The 20,649-nt window shown below is 36.7% G+C and carries 20 protein-coding genes; 11 read left to right on the plus strand and 9 right to left on the minus strand.

Annotated features, from left to right (window positions below; all coding sequences use genetic code 11):
• The first annotated feature begins 170 nt into the window (after window positions 1–170).
• Window positions 171–719 carry an RNA polymerase sigma factor gene (locus JMM81_RS09570; RefSeq protein ID WP_256241347.1) on the plus strand — a complete coding sequence of 183 codons (549 nt, stop codon included), beginning with the start codon at window positions 171–173 and terminating at the stop codon, window positions 717–719.
• Between the two features lie 130 nt (window positions 720–849).
• Window positions 850–1,362 (plus strand): acyl-CoA thioesterase, encoded by a 513-nt coding sequence (locus tag JMM81_RS09575; protein ID WP_256241348.1) that lies wholly within the window; start codon window positions 850–852, stop codon window positions 1,360–1,362.
• Between the two features lie 201 nt (window positions 1,363–1,563).
• Here JMM81_RS09575 and JMM81_RS09580 read toward each other — a convergent pair whose 3' ends face one another.
• The 4 genes from JMM81_RS09580 to JMM81_RS09595 all read right to left on the minus strand — a co-directional run bounded on the left by JMM81_RS09580 (window position 1,564) and on the right by JMM81_RS09595 (window position 6,064).
• Window positions 1,564–1,836 carry an acylphosphatase gene (locus JMM81_RS09580; protein ID WP_256241349.1) on the minus strand — a complete coding sequence of 91 codons (273 nt, stop codon included), beginning with the start codon at window positions 1,834–1,836 and terminating at the stop codon, window positions 1,564–1,566.
• A 126-nt stretch (window positions 1,837–1,962) separates the two neighbouring features.
• The gene (locus JMM81_RS09585; RefSeq protein WP_256241350.1) at window positions 1,963–3,195 is read right to left on the minus strand and encodes an aminopeptidase; all 1,233 of its coding nucleotides are present in this window, start codon (window positions 3,193–3,195) and stop codon (window positions 1,963–1,965) included.
• Window positions 3,196–3,714: 519 nt separating this feature from the next.
• On the minus strand, window positions 3,715–5,808 hold the full coding sequence (locus JMM81_RS09590) for a DNA topoisomerase III (RefSeq protein ID WP_256241351.1): 2,094 nt from the start codon (window positions 5,806–5,808) through the stop codon (window positions 3,715–3,717).
• A 97-nt stretch (window positions 5,809–5,905) separates the two neighbouring features.
• Complete coding sequence (locus JMM81_RS09595; protein WP_256241352.1) at window positions 5,906–6,064, minus strand: hypothetical protein; 159 nt, start codon at window positions 6,062–6,064, stop codon at window positions 5,906–5,908.
• A gap of 623 nt (window positions 6,065–6,687) precedes the next feature.
• Here JMM81_RS09595 and motA point away from each other — a divergent pair.
• A complete protein-coding gene (motA, locus tag JMM81_RS09600) occupies window positions 6,688–7,488 on the plus strand; it encodes a flagellar motor stator protein MotA (RefSeq protein ID WP_256241353.1) in 801 nt (266 codons plus the stop codon).
• A complete protein-coding gene (gene motB / locus JMM81_RS09605; RefSeq protein WP_256241354.1) occupies window positions 7,475–8,272 on the plus strand; it encodes a flagellar motor protein MotB in 798 nt (265 codons plus the stop codon). Before motA ends, motB begins: the two co-directional genes overlap by 14 nt.
• A gap of 182 nt (window positions 8,273–8,454) precedes the next feature.
• On the opposite strand, the gene JMM81_RS09610 is transcribed toward motB, so the two are convergent.
• Complete coding sequence (locus JMM81_RS09610; protein WP_256241355.1) at window positions 8,455–8,796, minus strand: helix-turn-helix domain-containing protein; 342 nt, start codon at window positions 8,794–8,796, stop codon at window positions 8,455–8,457.
• 830 nt (window positions 8,797–9,626) lie between these two features.
• Here JMM81_RS09610 and JMM81_RS09615 point away from each other — a divergent pair.
• A complete protein-coding gene (locus tag JMM81_RS09615) occupies window positions 9,627–9,773 on the plus strand; it encodes an anti-repressor SinI family protein (RefSeq protein WP_256241356.1) in 147 nt (48 codons plus the stop codon).
• A gap of 210 nt (window positions 9,774–9,983) precedes the next feature.
• Here the strand turns inward: JMM81_RS09615 and JMM81_RS09620 are convergent, their stop codons facing one another.
• A complete protein-coding gene (locus JMM81_RS09620) occupies window positions 9,984–10,316 on the minus strand; it encodes a helix-turn-helix domain-containing protein (protein WP_256241357.1) in 333 nt (110 codons plus the stop codon).
• A 318-nt stretch (window positions 10,317–10,634) separates the two neighbouring features.
• Here JMM81_RS09620 and map point away from each other — a divergent pair, with 318 nt between their 5' ends.
• A complete protein-coding gene (map, locus tag JMM81_RS09625) occupies window positions 10,635–11,390 on the plus strand; it encodes a type I methionyl aminopeptidase (RefSeq protein ID WP_256241358.1) in 756 nt (251 codons plus the stop codon).
• A 149-nt stretch (window positions 11,391–11,539) separates the two neighbouring features.
• On the opposite strand, the gene JMM81_RS09630 is transcribed toward map, so the two are convergent.
• On the minus strand, window positions 11,540–11,767 hold the full coding sequence (locus JMM81_RS09630; protein ID WP_256241359.1) for a DUF1128 domain-containing protein: 228 nt from the start codon (window positions 11,765–11,767) through the stop codon (window positions 11,540–11,542).
• Window positions 11,768–12,243: 476 nt separating this feature from the next.
• On the opposite strand from JMM81_RS09630, the gene JMM81_RS09635 reads away from it, so the two are divergent.
• Complete coding sequence (locus tag JMM81_RS09635) at window positions 12,244–12,618, plus strand: YtxH domain-containing protein (RefSeq protein WP_256241360.1); 375 nt, start codon at window positions 12,244–12,246, stop codon at window positions 12,616–12,618.
• Window positions 12,619–12,728: 110 nt separating this feature from the next.
• Window positions 12,729–13,535, plus strand: coding sequence for a YihY/virulence factor BrkB family protein (locus JMM81_RS09640; protein WP_256241361.1), 807 nt, complete (start codon window positions 12,729–12,731; stop codon window positions 13,533–13,535).
• Between the two features lie 400 nt (window positions 13,536–13,935).
• Here the strand turns inward: JMM81_RS09640 and JMM81_RS09645 are convergent, their stop codons facing one another.
• Window positions 13,936–15,858 carry a heavy metal translocating P-type ATPase gene (locus tag JMM81_RS09645; RefSeq protein WP_256241362.1) on the minus strand — a complete coding sequence of 641 codons (1,923 nt, stop codon included), beginning with the start codon at window positions 15,856–15,858 and terminating at the stop codon, window positions 13,936–13,938.
• A 377-nt stretch (window positions 15,859–16,235) separates the two neighbouring features.
• On the opposite strand from JMM81_RS09645, the gene JMM81_RS09650 reads away from it, so the two are divergent.
• Window positions 16,236–17,066 (plus strand): YfkD famly protein, encoded by an 831-nt coding sequence (locus JMM81_RS09650; protein WP_256241363.1) that lies wholly within the window; start codon window positions 16,236–16,238, stop codon window positions 17,064–17,066.
• 213 nt (window positions 17,067–17,279) lie between these two features.
• Here JMM81_RS09650 and yfkAB read toward each other — a convergent pair whose 3' ends face one another.
• Entirely contained in the window at window positions 17,280–18,395 is a 1,116-nt protein-coding gene (gene yfkAB / locus JMM81_RS09655; protein ID WP_256241364.1) for a radical SAM/CxCxxxxC motif protein YfkAB, read from the minus strand.
• A 171-nt stretch (window positions 18,396–18,566) separates the two neighbouring features.
• On the opposite strand from yfkAB, the gene JMM81_RS09660 reads away from it, so the two are divergent.
• Complete coding sequence (locus tag JMM81_RS09660) at window positions 18,567–18,752, plus strand: SE1561 family protein (protein WP_256241365.1); 186 nt, start codon at window positions 18,567–18,569, stop codon at window positions 18,750–18,752.
• A 226-nt stretch (window positions 18,753–18,978) separates the two neighbouring features.
• Entirely contained in the window at window positions 18,979–20,529 is a 1,551-nt protein-coding gene (locus JMM81_RS09665; protein ID WP_256241366.1) for a fumarate hydratase, read from the plus strand.
• Window positions 20,530–20,649 lie beyond the last annotated feature (120 nt).

Here is a 20,649-nt window from a genome sequence, read left to right on the forward strand (position 1 = left end):
CGTCTAATTAGATGAGAATGGTATTTTTGCAAAAAGGTCATATAAGAGTATCCAGTAAGAAATTTAACATTTAGGATAGAAGTCTTCTTCCTCAAAGATTTGTTGGGATTTTAGGTGGGAGGCACTTATGTAATCAATCTTGTTTTCATAAGAGAGGAGAAGATTAGGAATTGAATTCGCTGATTCGGCAATCCAATTTTGAGAAAACTGAAAGAATTGATTTTGAAGAGATCGTTCAAAAATACGGAGTCATGCTATATAAATACCTTTTTTCGTTAGTGCGTCATAAAGAATTAGCAGAGGATTTATATCAAGAAGTGTTGATCTCAGCTTATTTAGGTCTTTCTTCTATAAAGGAAGGGGCAAAGTTGAGAAGTTGGTTATTCAAAATCGCTACAAATAAGTGCCGTGATTATTGGAGAAAAGAAAAATTAACGAAAATATTCTGGGAAGAAAAGGTTCAACTCTACTATACAGATGAAACGAATCCTCCTCCATTACCAGAGGAAATGCTCTTGCATAAATGTACAAGAGATGAAATAACTGAAATGATTAGTGAATTGCCGGAAATCTATCAGGAACCACTTCTCTTGTTTTATTATGGTGAGCGTTCTTTAATCGAAATTAGTCATGATACGAAGCTTCCGTTGTCAACGATTAAAACAAGGATGAAACGAGGAAAAGATCAATTGCGACCTAAAGTAAAAAGGATTATGTAAAGACTGTGTCTATTTTTGATGGATGCAGTTTTTTCAATAGATTGGATCATTCATATATTTTGCATACCGGAAAAATTTGTTATGATGAAGATAAATATAGTGAGGAGTATTGCTGAAAAGGGAGATAAATATGGAAAACACAAAATATTGTCGTGAGTCGCTAGCCATTAAAACGAGTCTAGTTTCCCCACCTGATACAAATGTTCATGGAACCATGTTTGGAGGAAAGCTGATGGCCTACATTGATGATGTCGCCGCCATTTCAGCTATGCGACATGCTCGAAAGCCTTGTGTGACGGCATCAAGTGATTCAGTGGATTTTCTTTATCCTATTCTTGAAGGAAATTCGGTATGTTTAGAGGCCTTTGTTACCTACACAGGTAGAACATCGATGGAAGTGTTTGTAAGGGTCATTTCTGAAAATATGATTTCTAGTGAGCGCCATGTGTGTGCTGTTTCTTTCTTAACCTTTGTTGCTCTGGATGAAAATGGCCATCCGAGTGAAATACCGACAGTCATTCCTGAAACAGAAGAAGAGAAGCAATTAAATGAAAGTGCAAAAGAAAGATTGCAAATCCGTAAAAAAAGAAGAAAAGACAGTGCAGAGCGGGCAAAGAGGTTTGGTACGGGATATCCTTGGTAATAGAAAAAAGGATAGATAACAGTCTTTAATTCAGATATCATCAATTTCTACTCCTTAGTGCTTATTAGCAAATTAGTAAAAGCCTGTGTGTGAGTATTCAGCTAATCTTTATACTGAAACAAACCACACAGGCAATTTTTAATTATAAACTTAGAAATGTCAATACGCCATTATGTCTATAAAAACTTCTTTAATTGATGATCAGTATTTTATCGTAAACGAATGATGGTTCTCGGTTATTTCACTTTCTGTTATTTCAATATTATTGATTTTTGAAAAAGGGTTCCCTATTCGAAGGTCTTCAATAAAAGGGTCAAGTTGGTCCTTGCTCCCTAAAGCCACTATCTCAACGGAACCATCGGTTAAATTTTTTGCCCAACCTGTTACCCCATATTGGACTGCCTTCATTTGTGAAAAGTATCGAAAGCCTACGCTTTGTACTTTTCCAGATACAATAATATGCAACTGGATCATTCCCTAACCCCTCCGGTTAAACTTATGAGCCCCAAAGCTCTATATAACCTAATCCTCCCATAAATCATTAAGTGATGCAATATACAAACTATTTTTTCAATATTGTGATAGAAGGAGGGGGATAGATTAAAAGGCCCAGTCACCGTTTATAAATACAGGTTCTGTTTTTCCATCAGGGGTAACCCCATCAATATCCATTTGATCTGAACCAATCATAAAGTCGACATGTGTGATGCTTTCATTTAAGCCGTGTGCTTGTAGTTCTTCTGCAGACATGTTTTTCCCGCCTTCCAGACAAAAAGCATAGGCACTGCCAATAGCCAGATGATTAGAAGCATTTTCGTCAAATAAGGTATTAAAAAATAAAATGTTTGCTTGTGAAATAGGAGAGTTATAGGGAACAAGTGCTACTTCTCCTAAATAATGAGACCCTTCATCCGTATCAACGAGCTTTTTTAAAATGGCTTCGCCTTCTTTTGCCTTTACGTCAACAATTCGACCATTTTCAAATGTGAGCGTAAATTCATCAATGATATTTCCACCATAGCTTAGTGGTTTCGTGCTTGAAACGGTACCATTTACGCCTGTTTTGTTTGGAACGGTAAAGACTTCTTCTGTAGGCATATTGGCCATGAATGCAAAACCTTTTTCGTTTATGCTTCCGGCACCACACCATAAATGTTTTTCAGGAAGCTCGATGGTTAGATCCGTTCCTGGAGCTTTATAGTGAAGTCTTTGATACTTTTTCTCGTTTAAGTGATTAGCTTTTTCACGAAGTGTTTCATCATGCTTTTGCCATGCTTCTACTGGGTCTTCTGAATCAATTCGTGTTGTTGTGAAAATGGCATCCCAAAGTTTTGCTACGCGTGTTTCTTTTGGTTCATTTGGGAAGACCATGTCTGCCCAGCCTTGGGATGGAGCAGCAATGACCGTCCAGCTAACTTTATCGGATTGAATGTATTTACGGTATTGCTTAAGAGCTGTTCCGGCCACTTTTTGGTAATTCGCAATCCTTTCTGAATCGACTCCTTTTAATAGAGCGGGACTTGATGAGATGATCGACATAAAGGCTGCGCCGTTTTCAGCATAAGCAATCGTTTCTTTTGCACGCCATTCAGGGTATTCTTGAAAAGCTTCAGCGGGTGCTAGATCATATTTCAATCTTGAGGCCACATCATCGTTCCAATTCACAACGACATTATTGGCTCCAGACTCATAGGCTTTCTTTACAACTAAACGAACAAACTCTACAGCATCTAAATTGGCATTCACGACAAGTGTTTGTCCATCCTGTACGTTGACACCCACCTTTACAGCTAGTTCTGCATACTTTTCTAATTTTTGTTGGAATTCACTCACTTTATCCAGCTCCTTCGTTAAAAAATATCTTTATCACGTCTTAACGGGCAGTAAGTCCCTTACTCCAAGACTTCGAGAAGATTGAGGTAGGCTTGTTGGGGATCAACTGCCCATAAAGATCGGATAAGTGTGACTAACCATCCGTGCGGGATGGGAAAAAAACCAACTGATGGAAGTTTTCTTTATATTCATTGTAGCTTTTTTAGATTATAAAAGAAAATATGAGTGTTTCAATTAACTTCATTATTATTAAATAGATATGATCATTTAAACGGAAATAGGTTAAATAATCGGTGATTCGCGAGTAACTTATTAAATGAAATGAGTTAGAATCAAGGAGCATCAAGAAAGGTCCATGGTGCCTGAAAATGGGGGAAACTAGGGAATTGGTCATCAAGGAGGGTTTGGTGTTCGAAAATGAGAAGAAATTGAGAGAACGGTCACGATGAAAGACTTAGTCATGTACAAAAATAGAAAAGGCGGCCTCTATATCTGGGCCACCTTTTGTCGTATGATTGGTTATTCTTTATTATCTTTCAATGCATCCTTGAGTAGATCACCTAGGCTTGTACCGAATGAGTCATTTTGTGAATATTTTTGTACGAGTTTTCGTTCTTCTCGTTTTGTCACAGTCTTTTTGCGTTCTTCGGCTTTCTCCACTATATTACAGCGGCGGCATTGGAAATAGGCACCTGCTTTTCCATTATGAATCTCCATCTTTTTATGACACTGAGGACAGCGACGGTTTGAAAGCTTTGGATCTTTTCTTCTTCGGTAATGACATTCTACATTTGAACAAACAAGGAACTTTCCATCTTTTGTGTTTCTTTCTTTCAAGAATGATTCACATTCAGGACATTTGGATCCAGTTAAATTGTGGGCACGATAGGATTGGTTACTTTGCTTGACTTCAGACACTAGTCGTCTCGTTTGCTCACGAATATTAGCTAAAAACTGTTTTGGATCCGCTTGTCCTCGGGCGATTTTCTCTAACTCTTTTTCCCACTTGGCAGTTAAATCAGGTGACTTTAGATCATTATTAACTAAATCCATGAGTTGCTTGCCTTTTTTTGTTGGGTAGAGGCGAGCATTTTGCCGTTCAACTACTTCGGTTCCAAGAAGTCGTTCAATGATCTCAGCTCTTGTTGCTGGTGTACCTAATCCGTATTTCTCCATTTGAGTTAGAACATCAGCTTCCGAGTAACGGAGAGGTGGTTCTGTTAGCTTTTCATTTATATCAACTGACTTCACTGTGAATGTTTGCCCTTTAACAAGTTGGGAAAGAGATTGTTTCCCTGCAATTTCTTGTTCTTTTCCACTTACTTTTTTAAAACCGGCATCCACGACAATCGTTTCTTTCGCCATGAAAGTTTCACCGTTCACATCAAACTCTGCATGAACGACCTCATATTTATATGGAGGGTAAAAAAGTGTGAGAAAGCGACGTGCAATGAGGTCATATAGTTTCCTTTCATCAGGTGATAAATCACTGATATGTACTCTTTCTTCTGTCGGAATAATCGCATGATGATCTGATACTTTATCATTATTAAATACCCGCTTTGCCGCAACCTTTCCTTTTGCAGCCAGAAGGGGGCGCACTTCATCCCGATAAACAGAAGAAATGGCATGCAGTCGATCAAGCATGGTTGCTTCCATATCATTCGTTAAATAACGTGAGTCTGTACGAGGATACGTTACAAGCTTGTATTGCTCATATAGTCGCTGTAATACGGTTAATGTCTTTTTTGCCGAGAATCCAAATCGTTTATTGGCATCACGTTGTAGTTCCGTTAAATCATATGGGAGCGGCTGTTGTTCACTTTTATCTTTACGAGAGAGTGTTCTCACTTTTGCCTGTTTGTCGTGAATAAGATTAAAGATCGCGTCTGCTTTTTCCTTCGTAAATAGCCGTTTTTCTCCATTTTTTTCCCAATCAGCCTTCAGGGGACCAATTTCAGCTCGAATGGTCCAATATGGTTGTGGGACAAATTTATTAATTTGATTTTCTCGCTCCATGATTAACGATAAGGTTGGTGTTTGCACACGTCCAGCAGAGAGCGGATCTTTATATTTGGTTGTTAAGGCCCGTGTTACATTCAATCCAATTAACCAATCTGCTTCTGCACGACAGACAGCTGATTGATAAAGAGGCTCAAAATCCTTCCCTGGTTTTAGTTTTTTAAATCCATCCTTGATTGCACGATCGGTTTGTGAAGAGATCCAAAGTCGTTTTAGTGGTCTATTCCAACGAATTTTTTCTAGGATCCAACGAGCAACAAGCTCTCCTTCGCGGCCCGCATCTGTTGCAATAATACACTCTTTTATATCTTTTCTTTTGGCAAGCTGTTCAATGGCTCGGAATTGATGGGTTGTTTGCTTCATGACCTTTAAGCCCATTTTTTCAGGGATAATCGGCAAATCTTCGAGATTCCATGTTGCATAGCGCTTATCGTAATGTTCAGGCATTTTCAATTCAATTAAATGACCAAGTGCCCATGTAACAATATAATCATTTCCTTCTAGATAACTTTTATGTGATTGCTTACAACCGAGTACACGAGCAATTTCGCGTGCTACACTTGGCTTTTCAGCAAGTACGAGTGACTTCATAAAAACTCCCTTTCTTGTTTCAAACTTCTATGTCATTATATCAAACAAGAAACCGTCCCGCACTGCTTGAAAGCGGTGCGGGACGGTTTCTTCTGTTTTATTCATCTTCTTCGATTCGGTTTTTAAAGGCTTCCTGGGTAACAAGAAGTTCTTCATCTTCTTGAGCTTCTGTTGTGTGTCGTTCAACTAATGTGTTGTCTGGAAAATTTCCAGGATGGTTTTTCTTTTTGTGTTCAAAATGCTTGCCACGAGCCATGCTTGCACACTCCTTTCTATCATCAATGTATAGTTTTTGTTGAATGGCCGTCATTTATTCCATGTAAAGAGTCATCCTTATTTTAAAAAAGGACTTCGTTAAGCAACAATGTTAATGATTTAAAAGTTTTTGGTATATGGGACCACTAAGTTATGAACATGCATGGCACATACATTATATTTTTTCATATATCTTCTGTTGAAGGGTCGAATATTTGTGAAATATTTCACAAATTGTTCATGGATATCTCAACGAAAACATCTTATAATAATATTGTTCAAACATTTACAAAAAGAATGTTTTATCCCTCCCCTCATTAAATTGATGAATAGAACGATGGACCCAAAAATAATGCTCTTTCCCCTGAGAGCATTATTTTTCTTTTTTCTTCAAATTTCATATTTTTATCTCTACATTTTTTCTTCATCTTAAAAAAGTCCTAAATAAAGTTCGAATTATGACGAAATATATTATAGTATGAAACTATGAAAGTGATTATGGGATTATTGTATCAGTTTAATCCAATGAACGGCTGTTCGTTTTGTACTAGTTGTTGAAAAACTCCATAGTTTGTAGTTTCTTGTGTTATAAAAATCAAGATTTAAATAAGATAGGTGATATGGATGGATTTAGCTACATTAATTGGTGTTATTTTAGGAATTGTTGCAGTAGGGGTTGGAATGGTGATGAAGGGAGTACCTCTAGATGCACTTGCAAATGAGGCAGCCTTTTTGATTATTATCGCGGGAACAATTGCGTCTATCACGATTGCGTTTCCAATGTCAGAACTAAAAAGAATACCTAAGTTGTTTGGTGTCCTTTTTAAAGAGAAAAAAATGACGAAAACAACTGAATTAATTACATTATTTTCTGACTTAGCACAGCTAGCGAGAAAAGAGGGTTTACTTGCACTTGAGTCGAAAATCACCGAGGTAGATGATCCATTCTTAAGGAATGGCTTGTCTCTTGCGGTAGATGGACAAAACGCTGATTATATTCGTGATGTGTTATCAGAAGAAATAGAAGCGATGGAGGAAAGGCATCAGGCAGGAGCATTAATATTTACCCAGGCAGGTACGTATGCACCAACTCTCGGGGTTTTGGGAGCGGTTATTGGTTTAATTGCTGCTCTAGGAGATATGAGGGATACCAACGCTTTGGGGCATGCCATTAGTGCCGCATTCATTGCTACTTTGCTCGGGATTTTTACTGGGTACGTGCTTTGGCATCCATTTGCTAACAAATTAAAAAGAAAATCAAAAATTGAGTCACAGCATAAATACATGATGATTGAGGGAATTTTATCTATTTTGGAAGGGGAAGCACCAAGGGTTATTGAACAAAAATTGGCTTCTTATCTTCCAGCTGGCGAAAGAAGGAAATTTCTTGAAGAAGGCAGCGTGACGAATAATGAGCAGGCGTAGAAAGAAGAAGCATCATGAAGAGCATATAGATGAATCTTGGTTACTTCCTTACTCGGATTTATTGACTTTATTAGTTGCGCTCTTTATTGTTTTGTTTGCTAGTAGTGCAATTGACTCTCAAAAGTTCGAATCTTTATCGAATGCCTTTAATGCAGAATTAAATGGAGGAACAGGGGTTTTTAACTTTCCTAGTCCTATACCAGAGGTAGATGTTGGAGAAACAGACGAGCAAGAAGAAGAAACAGATAAGCAGGAAGAAGAAACAGAGGACAAGGAAGATTCTGAGTCTATTCCTGAGTACACGGCTGAACAGTTGGCTGAGTTCGAGAGAGTAAAAGAAATTCAAGAACGGATTAATGTATATATTGAAGAAAATGGATTAGGAAATCAGTTAGAGACTTCTTTAACATTTGAAGGATTATCTATTACAATTCGAGATAATGTCCTTTTTGCACCAGGAAGTGCTGATGTTCGACAAGAAGACATCATTATTGCGAATGAGATTTCTAAACTTCTTGAAATGGATATTCCAAGAAGTATTATTGTAAGTGGACACACAGACAATGTTCCGATGAATAATGCAGAGTTTGGGTCAAACTGGGAATTAAGCGTGATGAGAGCAGTTAATTTCATGAAAATTTTGCTTAAAAATGAAAATTTACATCCTGAATTGTTTAGTTCACGAGGGAATGGAGAGTTTCAACCGATTGCATCAAATGATACTGCAGAAGGTAGGTCTCAAAATAGGCGGGTAGAAATTTTAATTCTCCCTAGAATGGATTAAAAATAGATGAATAAAAAAGGATCTCATGAGGTTTTTGTGAACCTCTTGAGGTCTTTTTTATTCCTGGGTGTGTTAATGACTATTGTTGATAAATGACCGCATAAACCAAAGGTCATTAGAGCATCAATACGATTGTTTAACACAGCCTTATTCTTAAAGGACAATGCATTGAAAGTGGTCATTCATTGATCTTTATTACTTCTTTTGAATTTAATGAAATCTATATAAAGAGAGAAGTCTTCTTTTGTTATTCCGTGTTCAATAGCCTCTGAAAAAATTTGCATCCATTCCTCATCAATCCACTTTTCATCTAATTCTGTCTGTTGTTTATGATCATCAAGTAAGTCCTCTAATGTTGTATCTAAAGAGTTTGCGAGCCTTGATAATATATGAAGAGAAGGATTTTTTTGAATGCCCCGTTCAATATAGCTTAAGTATGATTTTGAAATTCCAGTTTTCTCCGAGAGTTTACTGATAGAATAACCTCTTTGTAACCTCAAATATTTCATACGATATTTCACCATATCTCTCTCCTGTTAATTAATTATCATTATTTCTTTATGAAAAGCAGTTATCTAAGAATGGTTTGCCTTTTAAGGTAGAAGTGAAAGGTTAAGTGTAAAGTAATGATTGGGTTAATAATTGCATATTTTAAGAATTTTATCTAAAGGAAAAGAAACGATCTGTTGTAATAATCTTTGTAAATCTATTATAAAGAACGAATTGTTCATTAAAAAATAAGTAATAATGAGAATAAAAGAGGAAAATGGAGGAAGTAAGCAATAAGTGTTCTTTTTAACGAATAAATGGGAAGTTTTAGTATTTTTAAAAATCATTCATTCGAACTATACTTAAGTCATAAGTTCTATAAAAAGAACAAATTGAATAAATGTAAAAAAATAGTAGAAATCAGGTGATGACCATTTACAGGAAAAATTGTGATAGATGTAATAGACCTTCGTATAGCAGTAGCGAAATAGGTAAGTGGATTTGTCCAGTTTGTGGTTCTGATTTAACGGAGTTTCCGTTTTTTAATGCTATTACTTTTGAACGGATTAAAACTGACTCTATCCCCATTTATATGAAACTTAAGAAATACAAATAAGTTTAAAAGGTAAGATGAAATTCTCAGGGCTAATGGAGTGTTTCAAGGAATTAGGAACTATTAATTCTTGTTAAATTTCAAAAAAAAATAATAGTGCGACAAAAATTTACATTATTTTCTACTTACATAGGTTACAATACAAACTATAATTTAAAAAACAGAAAAGATAAACTCAATATCAGCTGAAGAAGCTGACTAGTCAAGCATATTAGAATAATCATACTATGATGATATTTAGGAGGATTATTTGTGGTAGAAAAAAAGGAGAAAAATAAAGGATTTGATATCGAGTGGATTCAACTTATTTTGGAAGCGAAGAATTTAGGAATTAAAAAGGAAGAGATTCAAACATTTTTACAAAGGGAGACGGTAATAGATAGAGTCATTATTGACTAAACAAACAGGAATTGGTTAAGTATTTCTCAATTGGGGAGTACTTTTTGTTTTTTAAACACAAGTAAGTAAACTCCTGCACGTTCTTTTTACTAGAGAGTCCCGAGACAAGAATGATGCTGGAGTTTATTGTTTACTTGAAAAAGTTTTGATTAAAGCTGTTTACTATTTAAACGACCTAATTCATCCTTAGGAAGGATCTTAAAAAGGCTTCTATTCTGATTTATTTTGTTGATTACCTTTCCATTTATTAAATTCAAGGAATTCACGAAATTGCTCTTTAGATACTCCTGATGTCATAGCTTCTTGTACCAATTTCATCCATTCTGAATCGAGATCCTCTTTGTTAGGATGTTCGAGGATAAGATTATCCACAGGTACCCCAAGTACTGTTGAAATTTTCTCCAAAAACTGTACAGAAGGATTTGTTTGCAAATTTCTTTCGAGGGAACTTAAGTATGACTTTGCTACTCCAGCTTTGAGAGCGAGTTCTGATAATGACATTTTCTTTTCTTGTCGAAGTTTTTTAACGCGATCACCAATCATTTAATTCACTCACTTCTTTTAGTATATATTAGTATAATAACAAAAATAGAGAAAAAGTTCCATATTAAGAACATATGGTTCTATCCATTTGATTATGCGTTTCACTAGATATTTATATTGTATCTTACTTTAACAGTCTTTAATATCTCCTAATGAGGGGAGTTTTTACTTCCACCAATAAATTATAATATAAGTTTATATTTTTCCAATAACTAATTGTCTATTTTCTCAACTTTTTCATTTTGCAAGCTTGCATGAAAAAACATACAATGAATATAGATGAGTTTACTTTTACTGAATGGAAGAGGGGCTATACGAATGATTGTTTTAAAATCAAAAAGAGAAATTGAAAAAATGAAGGAAGCTGGTGAAATTCTAGCTTCCGTTCATAGGCGTTTAGCTAAAATGATTAAACCAGGTGTGACGACATGGGAAATTGAAGAGTTCGTTGACAAGTATTTAAAAAAACAAGGAGCAACTCCTGAACAAAAGGGTTATAAAGGGTATGAGTTTGCAACATGTGCGAGTATTAATGATGAAATTTGCCATGGGTTTCCAAGGAAAGAGAAGTTAAATAATGGGGATATCGTAACAATCGATATGGTGGTTAATTATAATGGTTCTCTAGCGGATTCTGCTTGGTCATATGCAGTAGGAGAGGTATCTGAGACGAATCAGAAATTGTTGGATGTGACAAAAAAAGCACTCTATATAGGGATTGAGCAAGCGAAAGTAGGCAATAGAATCGGAGATATCGGACATGCGATTCAAACCTATGTAGAAGGGGAAGGTTTTTCGGTTGTTCGTGAGTTTATTGGTCATGGAATTGGAAATGTGATCCATGAAAAGCCTGATGTACCTCACTATGGGATTCCTGGGAAAGGTCCACGGATAAAAGAAGGTATGGTATTTACAATTGAGCCTATGGTTAATGTTGGAACATTTAGAATGAAGATGGATAATAACGGATGGACATCAAGAACGGAAGATGGACAGTATTCTGCTCAATATGAGCATACGATTGCCATCACAAAAGACGGCCCGTTCATCTTAACAGATCAAGAAGAATCTTAAGCTTGAATTAGTCACAGTTTAACGGACAGTAAGACTGTGACTAATGGAAGATTCATTTTGTTGGAGTGCTAGGTTGGAAAGTTATAGAATTGTTCAAAAAAAAGCGACTCTATTTTATGGAGAAATAGGGTCGCATAATATTGAAAATTCTATGATTGTTTTCTTAGGTTTCCTAGTTCTTCGGCAATTGCTTGCATTTCATTCGGGCTAAAGGAGTTTTTCTTCATGACTAGTTCGTAGATTTCTTTTAATTCTTCATACATGTTCTCATCAAAGTGAGATGGTTTGATTGCACCAAGATTTAACACCTTTAGTTTTTCCTTTATTTTTTCTATCATAAACTCTACATTTTCTACTGATTTTTCAGTTAAGTTCATTATGTTTCCCATCCTCTCAATTTATCTACATCTGTACTTTTGGTTTTCTAGTTTTGACAGCTAGCTAGGAACTCGAGGTCATAAACTGTTTCTACGTTCTTTTCATCTTTCCATGTTCCTTTAAGAATGTCAATCATATTTAACTTCATTCAGCAGAAGTCCTCCACTTCTGTAAGTGGGGGATGAATGCAAAAAGCTCTCTGATTCAGTGGGGGTTCAAACCCCGGCTGAATGAAGTTAAGCCTCCGGCGGATGCCTCGGATTTTTTAAAGGTCATTTATCGAGCGAGCTCGACGACGGACAGGACGTCCTAGTCAGGCGAAAGCCACAGGATGTGGCTTTCTGAAGCGTGATAAAAATCCGGGCGCAAATTCGGCGGGGCGAATTTGATATAGTGTAAAGCTTAAAATATAGCTATGAGTTACAGTAGGCTGTAGAATAAAAGAAAATAAAGAGAAGGAGGCTAAAGAAAGAAGATGAGTAATACGAAGTTCTGGAAGGGCGTTGTATTAGGTGCGATTGCTGGTGGAGCACTCAGTTTATTGGATCGTACAACGAGATACACGGTCATAGGAAATTGCCAAAAAACAACGGGTAAAATGAAGTATTATGCCAAACATCCCCAAGAAGCAGTTAATTGTGTGAAAGAATCAACTAGAAAAATATGTTCAACAATGGAAGAAGTTGGGGAAGAGATTGCTTTCATTTCTGAGAAAATTGAAGAACTTAAAGAAATAAAGCCTCAAGTAGCGGATCTGGTAAAAGATACAAAAGAAGTTTTTGTAGAAAGTCCTGATAATGAAAACGAGGATGAATCTGATGTAAAAGCCACGATGATACCGAACTCATAATAGAATGATCTATGGGAAATGAATAGAAGCTAATATTTTTCTGTCAGATAAGCAGAATAATGAAGGTGTTTCGTTTCAACCGAGATTGGATGGTGGGCATGAGGAAATTAATGGAGTTTGTTCAACATTTATGGAAAAGGTTTCAGAAAGATGACTATTTTGGAATTGCAGCCCAATTAGCTTATTTTTTCTTGCTGTCATTGTTCCCACTTCTTATTTTTATCGTAACCTTATTTCCATATTTACCAATTACACAAGAAGATCTGCTCAGCTTAGTTCGTGATTTTGCTCCCAGTGGTACGATGGAATTGATTGAAACAAATCTTGCACAAATGTCACAAAAAAATGGTGCCCTTTTATCCCTTGGGATTATTGGTACCATTTGGTCTGCATCTAATGGCATAAATGCAATCGTCAAAGCTTTAAATAGAGCGTATGAGGTAAAAGAAGGTCGCTCTTTTCTCAAGACACGGATGATGGCTATTCTTTTAACATTAGCCATGATTCTTGTCATTGTCGTGGCACTTATTCTACCTGTGTTTGGTAAGCAAATTGGTGTTTTTCTTTTTTCAATATTTAAATTATCTGACGAATTTATTAAGGGATGGAATGCTTTCCGGTGGCTCATTAGTTCAGTTATTATTTTTGTTATTTTTATTGGACTTTATTGGTTGGCACCGAACAAGAAGTTCGCTTGTCGGAGTGCAATACCGGGAGCTGTCTTTGCCACGGTGGGTTGGATTTTAACTTCATATGCTTTTTCATTTTATGTAAGTAATTTCGGAAATTATTCAGCCACTTACGGAAGTATTGGGGCTATTATCGTGTTAATGATCTGGTTTTATATTTCAGGGATTATCATTATTATTGGTGGGGAAGTAAACGCTTTTTATATTAAAGTAAAAACGGACTGCTGAAATTCCCTTGAGTTTCCATCTTTAATTCCATTCTTTCTGTCAAAAATATAGTTGGGGGAAGAAGAGATCCCACTATGATTGCAGGAGGGAATACAATGGCGAAACAGACAAAAAAAGATGGTGGAACAAAACAAAAGGGTAAAAATAAGCCAAATCAAAAAACATCTAGTTCAGCAAATGGTCAAAACGGTTACCATTAGAACAAGAAAGGTCTGGGACCTCGAGGGTCCTAGACCTTTTCTTGTTCTAATGGTTTTGTTAAACAATATTGTTGATGCTTTAAATGCCTTTGGTATACGCGTCCATTACGTTATTCCATGGAATAAAACACATGGCCGCATACACCAAAGGAAAATTTTCAACATAAATCATTAACATAGCCTTTCTAAAAAACATGGAATCAGGATTTTAATAATCTTAGACCATTTAGGATCACTAAAATCGTACTTCCTTCGTGACCAAGTACACCTAATGGTAAATCTACCGCTTGTAAGAAGTTAGATGAAATAAGCAATATGATTACACTGATTGAAAACATAACATTTTGTTTGACAATTTTATTCATTCTTTTTGATAGCCGAATTGCTTCGGAAATTCGTGGTAAATCATTTTTCATTAGGACAATATCAGCTGTTTCAAGTGCCACATCGGTCCCACCGCCCATAGCGATTCCAACGTTAGCCGTTGCAAGAGCAGGGGCATCATTTATTCCATCGCCCACCATCGCAACAGTGCCGTATTTTTCCTTTAATCGTCTTAAGTGATCCACCTTATTTTCTGGCAAGCATTCAGCAATGTATTCATCTACATGACTTTCAGCAGAAATAGCTTGTGCCGTTTTTGTACTATCGCCGGTTAGCATGATTGTATAAATTCCTTGTGCCTTTAATTGATCAATTGCATTCTTTGTTTCTTCGCGTACGATATCTTTTAGAGCTATGAGCGCAACAATGCTATCACCTTTTTGAACAAAGACAACGGTTTTTCCTTCACTTGCAAGCCTTTGTTCGGCTCCGTCTACAAACGTTTCAGCATCTTCCTTGTTAACAAATCCAGCTTTCCCAATTTTCCACTCCTCATGATCAATTACTGCTTTGACTCCCCATCCCGCCACGTCTTCAATGCTTTCAGGATGTATAAGGTTAGTCGTTAGTTTTTCTTTTGCATATTTTACAATCGAATTGGCAAGTGGATGATTGGAATGACTTTCAATGGAGGCTGCAATAAGCAATACATCATCCGCATTGAGTCCATTTTCAACAACTACATCAGTCACTTCTGGCTTTCCTTTTGTTAATGTTCCTGTTTTGTCAAACGCAATTGCTTGAACATGACTTAAATTTTCTAAGTGCATGCCACCTTTAAAAAGAATCCCACGTTTAGCGCCATTTGAAATAGCTGATAGAGTAGCTGGCATAATCGATGCAACTAGGGCACAAGGAGATGCAACAACAAGTAAAACCATCGCCCGATAAAAGGTTTCAGTCCAGCTCCATCCAAGTAGATAATGTGGAAGAAACATCATGACGACTACAATTCCTAAAATGATTTTAACGTAGTTTCCTTCAAAGCGTTCGATAAACAATTGCGAAGGGGATTTTTCACTTTGTGCTGACTGAACCAACTCAATAATCTTTTGGAATAATGTTTCACTTGTCGGTTTTGTAATTTCAATCGTAATTGAACCATTTAAATTGACTGTTCCAGCAAATACATCATCTTGATTTCCTTTTGAAACAGGAATAGATTCTCCTGTAATAGCAGCCTCATCAATGGTCGTCAATCCTTTTACAATTTTTCCATCTGCAGGGACTCTTTCCCCAGGTTTAATTAAAATCATGTCACCCATTGATACATCTGATACGTTAACGCGCTCTTCCCTTCCATTTATGACACGCAAGGCTTCTTCAGGTTGAAGTTCCATTAGAGACGAGATTTCCTTATGGCTCTTGTTCATTGTGTAAGTTTCTAAAGCGCCACTTAAGGCAAAAATAAAAATGAGGATGGCTCCTTCTGTCCAATAGCCAATAATGGCAGAACCAATCGCAGCCAAGATCATTAGCATCTCAACATTAAGTTCTTTGTTCTCAATTGTATCTATAATTCCTTCTTTTGCTTTTGCAAAGCCTCCAATCACAAATGCAAGGATATAGATCATAACGGAGAGTGTTGTAGCACCATTTTGATCGAATAACCATCCAATAAAAATAAATATTCCACATATAATTGCAGCAATTAATTCCCAATTGATTTTTGCTTTATCCCATATACTTTCCTGTGGAACGTTTTTTTGGTTCTTTAGGACCTGAGTTTCTGTATTCATTTTTGTTCCTCCTTTTTCACTGTTTTGATAGTGAATACTTTCTTATTGAGAAGAATAATCAACATCAATACCCTTAAAAAACACGAAAGCTGCCACCAGTATGGTGACAGCAGAAATTCTCTCATTAAATATTCATTTATATGGATCAACTTTATCACACAATCGTGTTTTGGCAAAGAAAAATGCTTGCAGACATTTAGGGGGATTTTTACCTTTGGCTGTGTTAATAATCATTACCTGAACAAAGCTTTAGTTTTAATAACAGGAGTATAAACCAGAGGGAAATTCTTCATTTTAGATGGATAATCTGAATGAACTCAGAAAACAATATACTAGGAGAAATTTTTACAAGATGTGAGTTGAAAGGAGTTCATCTGATGAAGAAAAATTTGATTTATTTATTTTTGGGGCTTATGTTTATGCTTACTTCTCTTTCTTCTCTTCCTTTTGCCAAGGCAGAAAAGCAGCAAGAAAAGGTAAAGCATTCTCCAAAACAGACGATTACGATTCCTAATTCGGTTATGAATATTGCGAAAGAAAATACATATCCAAATCCAGCAGTCGAAATGCCGAAATTAGAACCAAGTGAATTGACAAAAGAACTTATTGATACAACTAAGGTGAAAATTGAAAACCCTGATCTTATTCGTATGCTTAATGAAACAACAGTCAATAGTACTCCGTTTGCAATCGGATATCGGGCTATCATTTATCTTGGTCAATGGCCACTTAATTATAAATCGGCTGAGACAGCACCAAATTGGGAGTATCAAAAAATTAATACCAATTATTATGATAATCGTGGTGGAACTGCTCCATATCAGATTCATTATGTACAAGAGGCACAAAAAATTGTCCGTGGAGGGCTAACGGCAAAGGTCTCCAATACGGATCAAGTGAAAAATATGATGTTAATGAAAGCGATGCAAAATTCTGGTTTGCCACTAGCGTTTGAAACAGTCATTGGTGGTGGATCGAAAAAAGATCAAGTATATAATGTTCCTCCTAAAATGCTTGGTTATTTACATGGGTTTGCCCCAGCGGTTAACGAAAAGGGAAATATAACGTATGGTGAAGTGTACTTAATGCTAAAAGGTAGTAAAAAGTCCATTGTCATTAAGAATGTCACTTCACAAGGAATTAGTGCTTGGATTCCAATCCAAGATCATGTTTCCTTCCAATTTGTCGCTAGCGAACAACCTCGTTAACTAATAAGTATCAGGCACCACTAAAAGGCAGTTGTCCTTTAGTGGTGCCTGATACCGTTTATCCCACTCTTAACGGGCAGTAAGACCCCCACCTCAAGATTCAGAGTATAACAAATGAAGATAGATGGGGGATCAACTGCCCGTAAAGGTCCGATAAGCGCTACTAACCATCAGTGGGGGATGAAGAAAAAACCCCACTGATGGAAGTCTTCTTTATAATAATGATTTTTGTTTTTGAAAGTCAATATTTTGATAATAGCTATTTTTCACTAATACATTTGGACCAAGGCAACGGACACTTGGACAATGGCAGTTTAATGAAGTAGCTAGTTTTGTCTGTAACCAATTATTAAACACAGTAGTCAGTTGATCTTCTTGGATGTTTCCAAGGGGAGGTGTATCACCAAAATCAGTAACAATGACGTCTCCAGTGAAAATATTGACGTTTAAGCGGGAGCGACCATCAGGATCATTTCGAACAGTAACCATTTTTTCATGAGCTAGTCTTTTTAATAGATGTAAATCTTCTTCATTTTTCATACAAGAATAAAAAGGTAGCGTACCAAACAGCATCCACTTGTTCGGATCACGAATATCTAGAAGATGATGAATAGCAGTGCGAATTTCTTCTAGGCTCAATGTCTCTAATGAGGAGGCGAAATCTGATGGATACATAGGATGAATTTCATGACGTCCACACTTCATTTCATGTACGATTTGCTTATGAATCGTCTCTAAATAGGGCACGGTTCGCTTGTTCAACATGGTTTCTGCTGATACCATGACACCACTTTCAGCTAATGCCCGGCTGTTATCAATCATTTGACTAAAAAGTTTTTTCCGTTGCTCTCTAGTTGGCTTACGTTCCATCCGAGCAAATCCACCATCGATAAAGTCTTCTTCTGTACCCCAATTATGCGAAATATGCAGAACATCCAAATAAGGGATGATTGCGTCATAACGTTCGAGATCAAGAGTAAGATTTGAATTGATCTGCGTTCTGACACCACGCTCAGAAGCATATTTCAGCAGGGGAATAACGTATTCGTTAACGGATTTCTTAGAAAGAATGGGCTCTCCCCCTGTAATACTTAATGTTCGTAAATGGGGAATTTCATCGAGCCGATTGAGCAGAAGAGTAAGTGGAAGACCATCAGAGTCTTTAGGAAGCAAGGTGTATCCAACAGCACAATGCTCACAGCGCATATTGCATAAATTAGTTGTTGTAAATTCTACATTTGTTAAAGTAAGTTTTCCGTGCTCGGTCACATCCATATAAGCTTCCCAAGGGTCGAAGTTAGGATCTATTTTCTTTTTTTCGGAAATCATTATATTCTCCCTTCTTATGTACTACTAGTATTCTTATGTCTGTATCTCCAAAGACATTATTGAATTAATTAGAGTGGTTGTCAATTAGAAATGGAAGAGGAGGACAAATAGTATTGCCTTATTTCTTGTTTTTCGATAGGATAAATTACGAAAGTGAAAGGAGCGATTTTTTTGGGTAGTCCGACACATGATAAAAATAGACAAGTATCTTTTTTGAAGCAGCGTTTAAATATGTTTCTTGATGTACTAGATGCAATTGATCCAGAGGATACTGATCTTGATGATATTGATCGTTTAATTGAAATGGTCGACGAACTTGAATCAAAATGCCATGAGTTCAATCACAGGGACCTTTAAAGAGTCGATTTTTGACTCTTTTTTTATATTATTTAAAAATAGCAGTAACCAAGCAGGGTTCATGGTGCCCGAAAACGAAAAAAATAGTAAACGTGATCGCCATGAACGTCTAGGTAATCTTAATTGGACTGTTTTTATCTTTTAAAATAGAAATCTTACGAGTATAATGGAAGTGTCTAAATTATCTAAAAATAGGGTTGCTATTTACGGGGAGGGGAACTATTTCATGAATGTAGAGAAATTTCAAGAAAGTATGTACAAGTTGATAGTTGAAACATCAACACAGCTACCAAAAGATGTCCGTCGAGCAATTAAGGCTGCAAAAGAGAAAGAAAATGCGGGGACAAGATCTGCAATGGCTCTTGGAACCATTACAAATAATATTAAGATGGCTGACGATAATGTATCTCCAATCTGTCAAGATACGGGTCTTCCGACTTTTAAAATTAAAACTCCGGTTGGAGCCAATCAAATTGAAATGAAAAAGGCGATATACAATGCGATTGCTCAAGCAACCAAAAATGGGAAGCTCCGTCCAAATTCAGTTGACTCATTAACAGGTGCAAATAGTGGTGACAATCTTGGTGGTGGAACACCCGTTATTAAATTTGAACAATGGGAAAAAGATTATATTGACGTTCGTTTGATTTTAAAAGGTGGCGGTTGTGAAAATAAAAATATTCAATACAGTCTTCCTTGTGAATTAGATGGACTAGGACGTGCAGGGCGTGATCTTGATGGAATCCGAAAATGTATCCTCCATTCTGTTTATCAAGCACAAGGACAAGGATGTAGTTCAGGATTTATTGGGGTTGGAATTGGTGGCGATCGTTCAAGCGGCTATGATTTAGCAAAAGAACAGCTTTTCCGTTCAAATGATGACGTAAATCCAAATGAAGACTTACGCAAGCTCGAAGAATATATCATGGATAACGCAAATGAACTAGGAATTGGAACGATGGGATTTGGTGGTGAAGTAACACTACTTGGCTGTAAAGTAGGTGTCATGAACCGTATTCCAGCAAGCTTTTTTGTATCTGTTGCTTACAACTGTTGGGCATTCCGTCGCTTAGGTGTTGAAATTCACTCTGAAACAGGTGAAATTAATGAATGGAATTACCAAGAAGGTGAAAAGATTGACTTCACTCCCTCTGAATCGGAAAAAGAAACAGCTTCTACAACAGAAACAAGTGTAAATATCGTTGAATTACAAGCTCCTATTACAGAAGAACAAATTCGCCAACTGAAAGTCGGTGACGTCGTTCATATTAATGGCAGAATATATACTGGTCGTGATGCGATTCATAAATATTTATCAGACAATGATTCCCCAGTTGATTTAAACGGGCAAGTTATTTACCATTGTGGCCCAGTTATGTTGAAGGATGAGGATGGAAAATGGCATGTGAAAGCAGCTGGTCCGACAACAAGTATTCGTGAAGAACCATACCAAGGTGATATTATGAAACGATTCGGTATTCGTGCTGTCATCGGCAAAGGGGGAATGGGTCCGAAGACATTGGCTGCTCTTGAAGAGCACGGTGGAGTTTACTTGAATGCCATCGGTGGTGCGGCACAATATTATGCGGACTGTATTAAATCAGTGGATGGGGTAGACTTAACTCAATTCGGTATCCCTGAAGCGATGTGGCATTTACAAGTCGAAGGATTTACAGCGGTTGTGACTATGGACTCTCATGGAAACAGTCTTCATAAAGATGTGGATCAATCTTCACTTGAAAAATTAGCCCAATTTAAAGAACCTGTTTTTAAATAAGCAAAATGTCTTTTCTATATAAAATAAAGTGAAGTAAAAAGGATGGACCACCTGGTTCATTCTTTTTGCTTTTTTTTGGAAATGTGAAACACGCATGATTCTGCCATGCTCAGAAACAAT

Origin of the sequence: Bacillus sp. V3B, assembly GCF_024494465.1 — a bacterium.
In the GTDB taxonomy this organism is placed as follows: domain Bacteria; phylum Bacillota; class Bacilli; order Bacillales; family Cytobacillaceae; genus Bacillus_BD.

What these genes read in the sequence shown, in the direction of transcription:
- JMM81_RS09640 (WP_256241361.1), top strand. Translation starts at nt 12,729, where the DNA reads ATGGAGTTTGTTCAACATTTATGGAAAAGGTTTCAGAAAGATGACTAT.
- JMM81_RS09590 (WP_256241351.1), bottom strand. Translation starts at nt 5,808, where the DNA reads ATGAAGTCACTCGTACTTGCTGAAAAGCCAAGTGTAGCACGCGAAATT.
- map (WP_256241358.1), top strand. Translation starts at nt 10,635, where the DNA reads ATGATTGTTTTAAAATCAAAAAGAGAAATTGAAAAAATGAAGGAAGCT.
- JMM81_RS09665 (WP_256241366.1), top strand. Translation starts at nt 18,979, where the DNA reads ATGAATGTAGAGAAATTTCAAGAAAGTATGTACAAGTTGATAGTTGAA.
- JMM81_RS09645 (WP_256241362.1), bottom strand. Translation starts at nt 15,858, where the DNA reads ATGAATACAGAAACTCAGGTCCTAAAGAACCAAAAAAACGTTCCACAG.
- JMM81_RS09650 (WP_256241363.1), top strand. Translation starts at nt 16,236, where the DNA reads ATGAAGAAAAATTTGATTTATTTATTTTTGGGGCTTATGTTTATGCTT.
- motB (WP_256241354.1), top strand. Translation starts at nt 7,475, where the DNA reads ATGAGCAGGCGTAGAAAGAAGAAGCATCATGAAGAGCATATAGATGAA.
- JMM81_RS09620 (WP_256241357.1), bottom strand. Translation starts at nt 10,316, where the DNA reads ATGATTGGTGATCGCGTTAAAAAACTTCGACAAGAAAAGAAAATGTCA.
- JMM81_RS09575 (WP_256241348.1), top strand. Translation starts at nt 850, where the DNA reads ATGGAAAACACAAAATATTGTCGTGAGTCGCTAGCCATTAAAACGAGT.
- JMM81_RS09610 (WP_256241355.1), bottom strand. Translation starts at nt 8,796, where the DNA reads ATGGTGAAATATCGTATGAAATATTTGAGGTTACAAAGAGGTTATTCT.
- JMM81_RS09595 (WP_256241352.1), bottom strand. Translation starts at nt 6,064, where the DNA reads ATGGCTCGTGGCAAGCATTTTGAACACAAAAAGAAAAACCATCCTGGA.
- JMM81_RS09630 (WP_256241359.1), bottom strand. Translation starts at nt 11,767, where the DNA reads ATGAACTTAACTGAAAAATCAGTAGAAAATGTAGAGTTTATGATAGAA.
- yfkAB (WP_256241364.1), bottom strand. Translation starts at nt 18,395, where the DNA reads ATGATTTCCGAAAAAAAGAAAATAGATCCTAACTTCGACCCTTGGGAA.
- JMM81_RS09580 (WP_256241349.1), bottom strand. Translation starts at nt 1,836, where the DNA reads ATGATCCAGTTGCATATTATTGTATCTGGAAAAGTACAAAGCGTAGGC.
- motA (WP_256241353.1), top strand. Translation starts at nt 6,688, where the DNA reads ATGGATTTAGCTACATTAATTGGTGTTATTTTAGGAATTGTTGCAGTA.
- JMM81_RS09635 (WP_256241360.1), top strand. Translation starts at nt 12,244, where the DNA reads ATGAGTAATACGAAGTTCTGGAAGGGCGTTGTATTAGGTGCGATTGCT.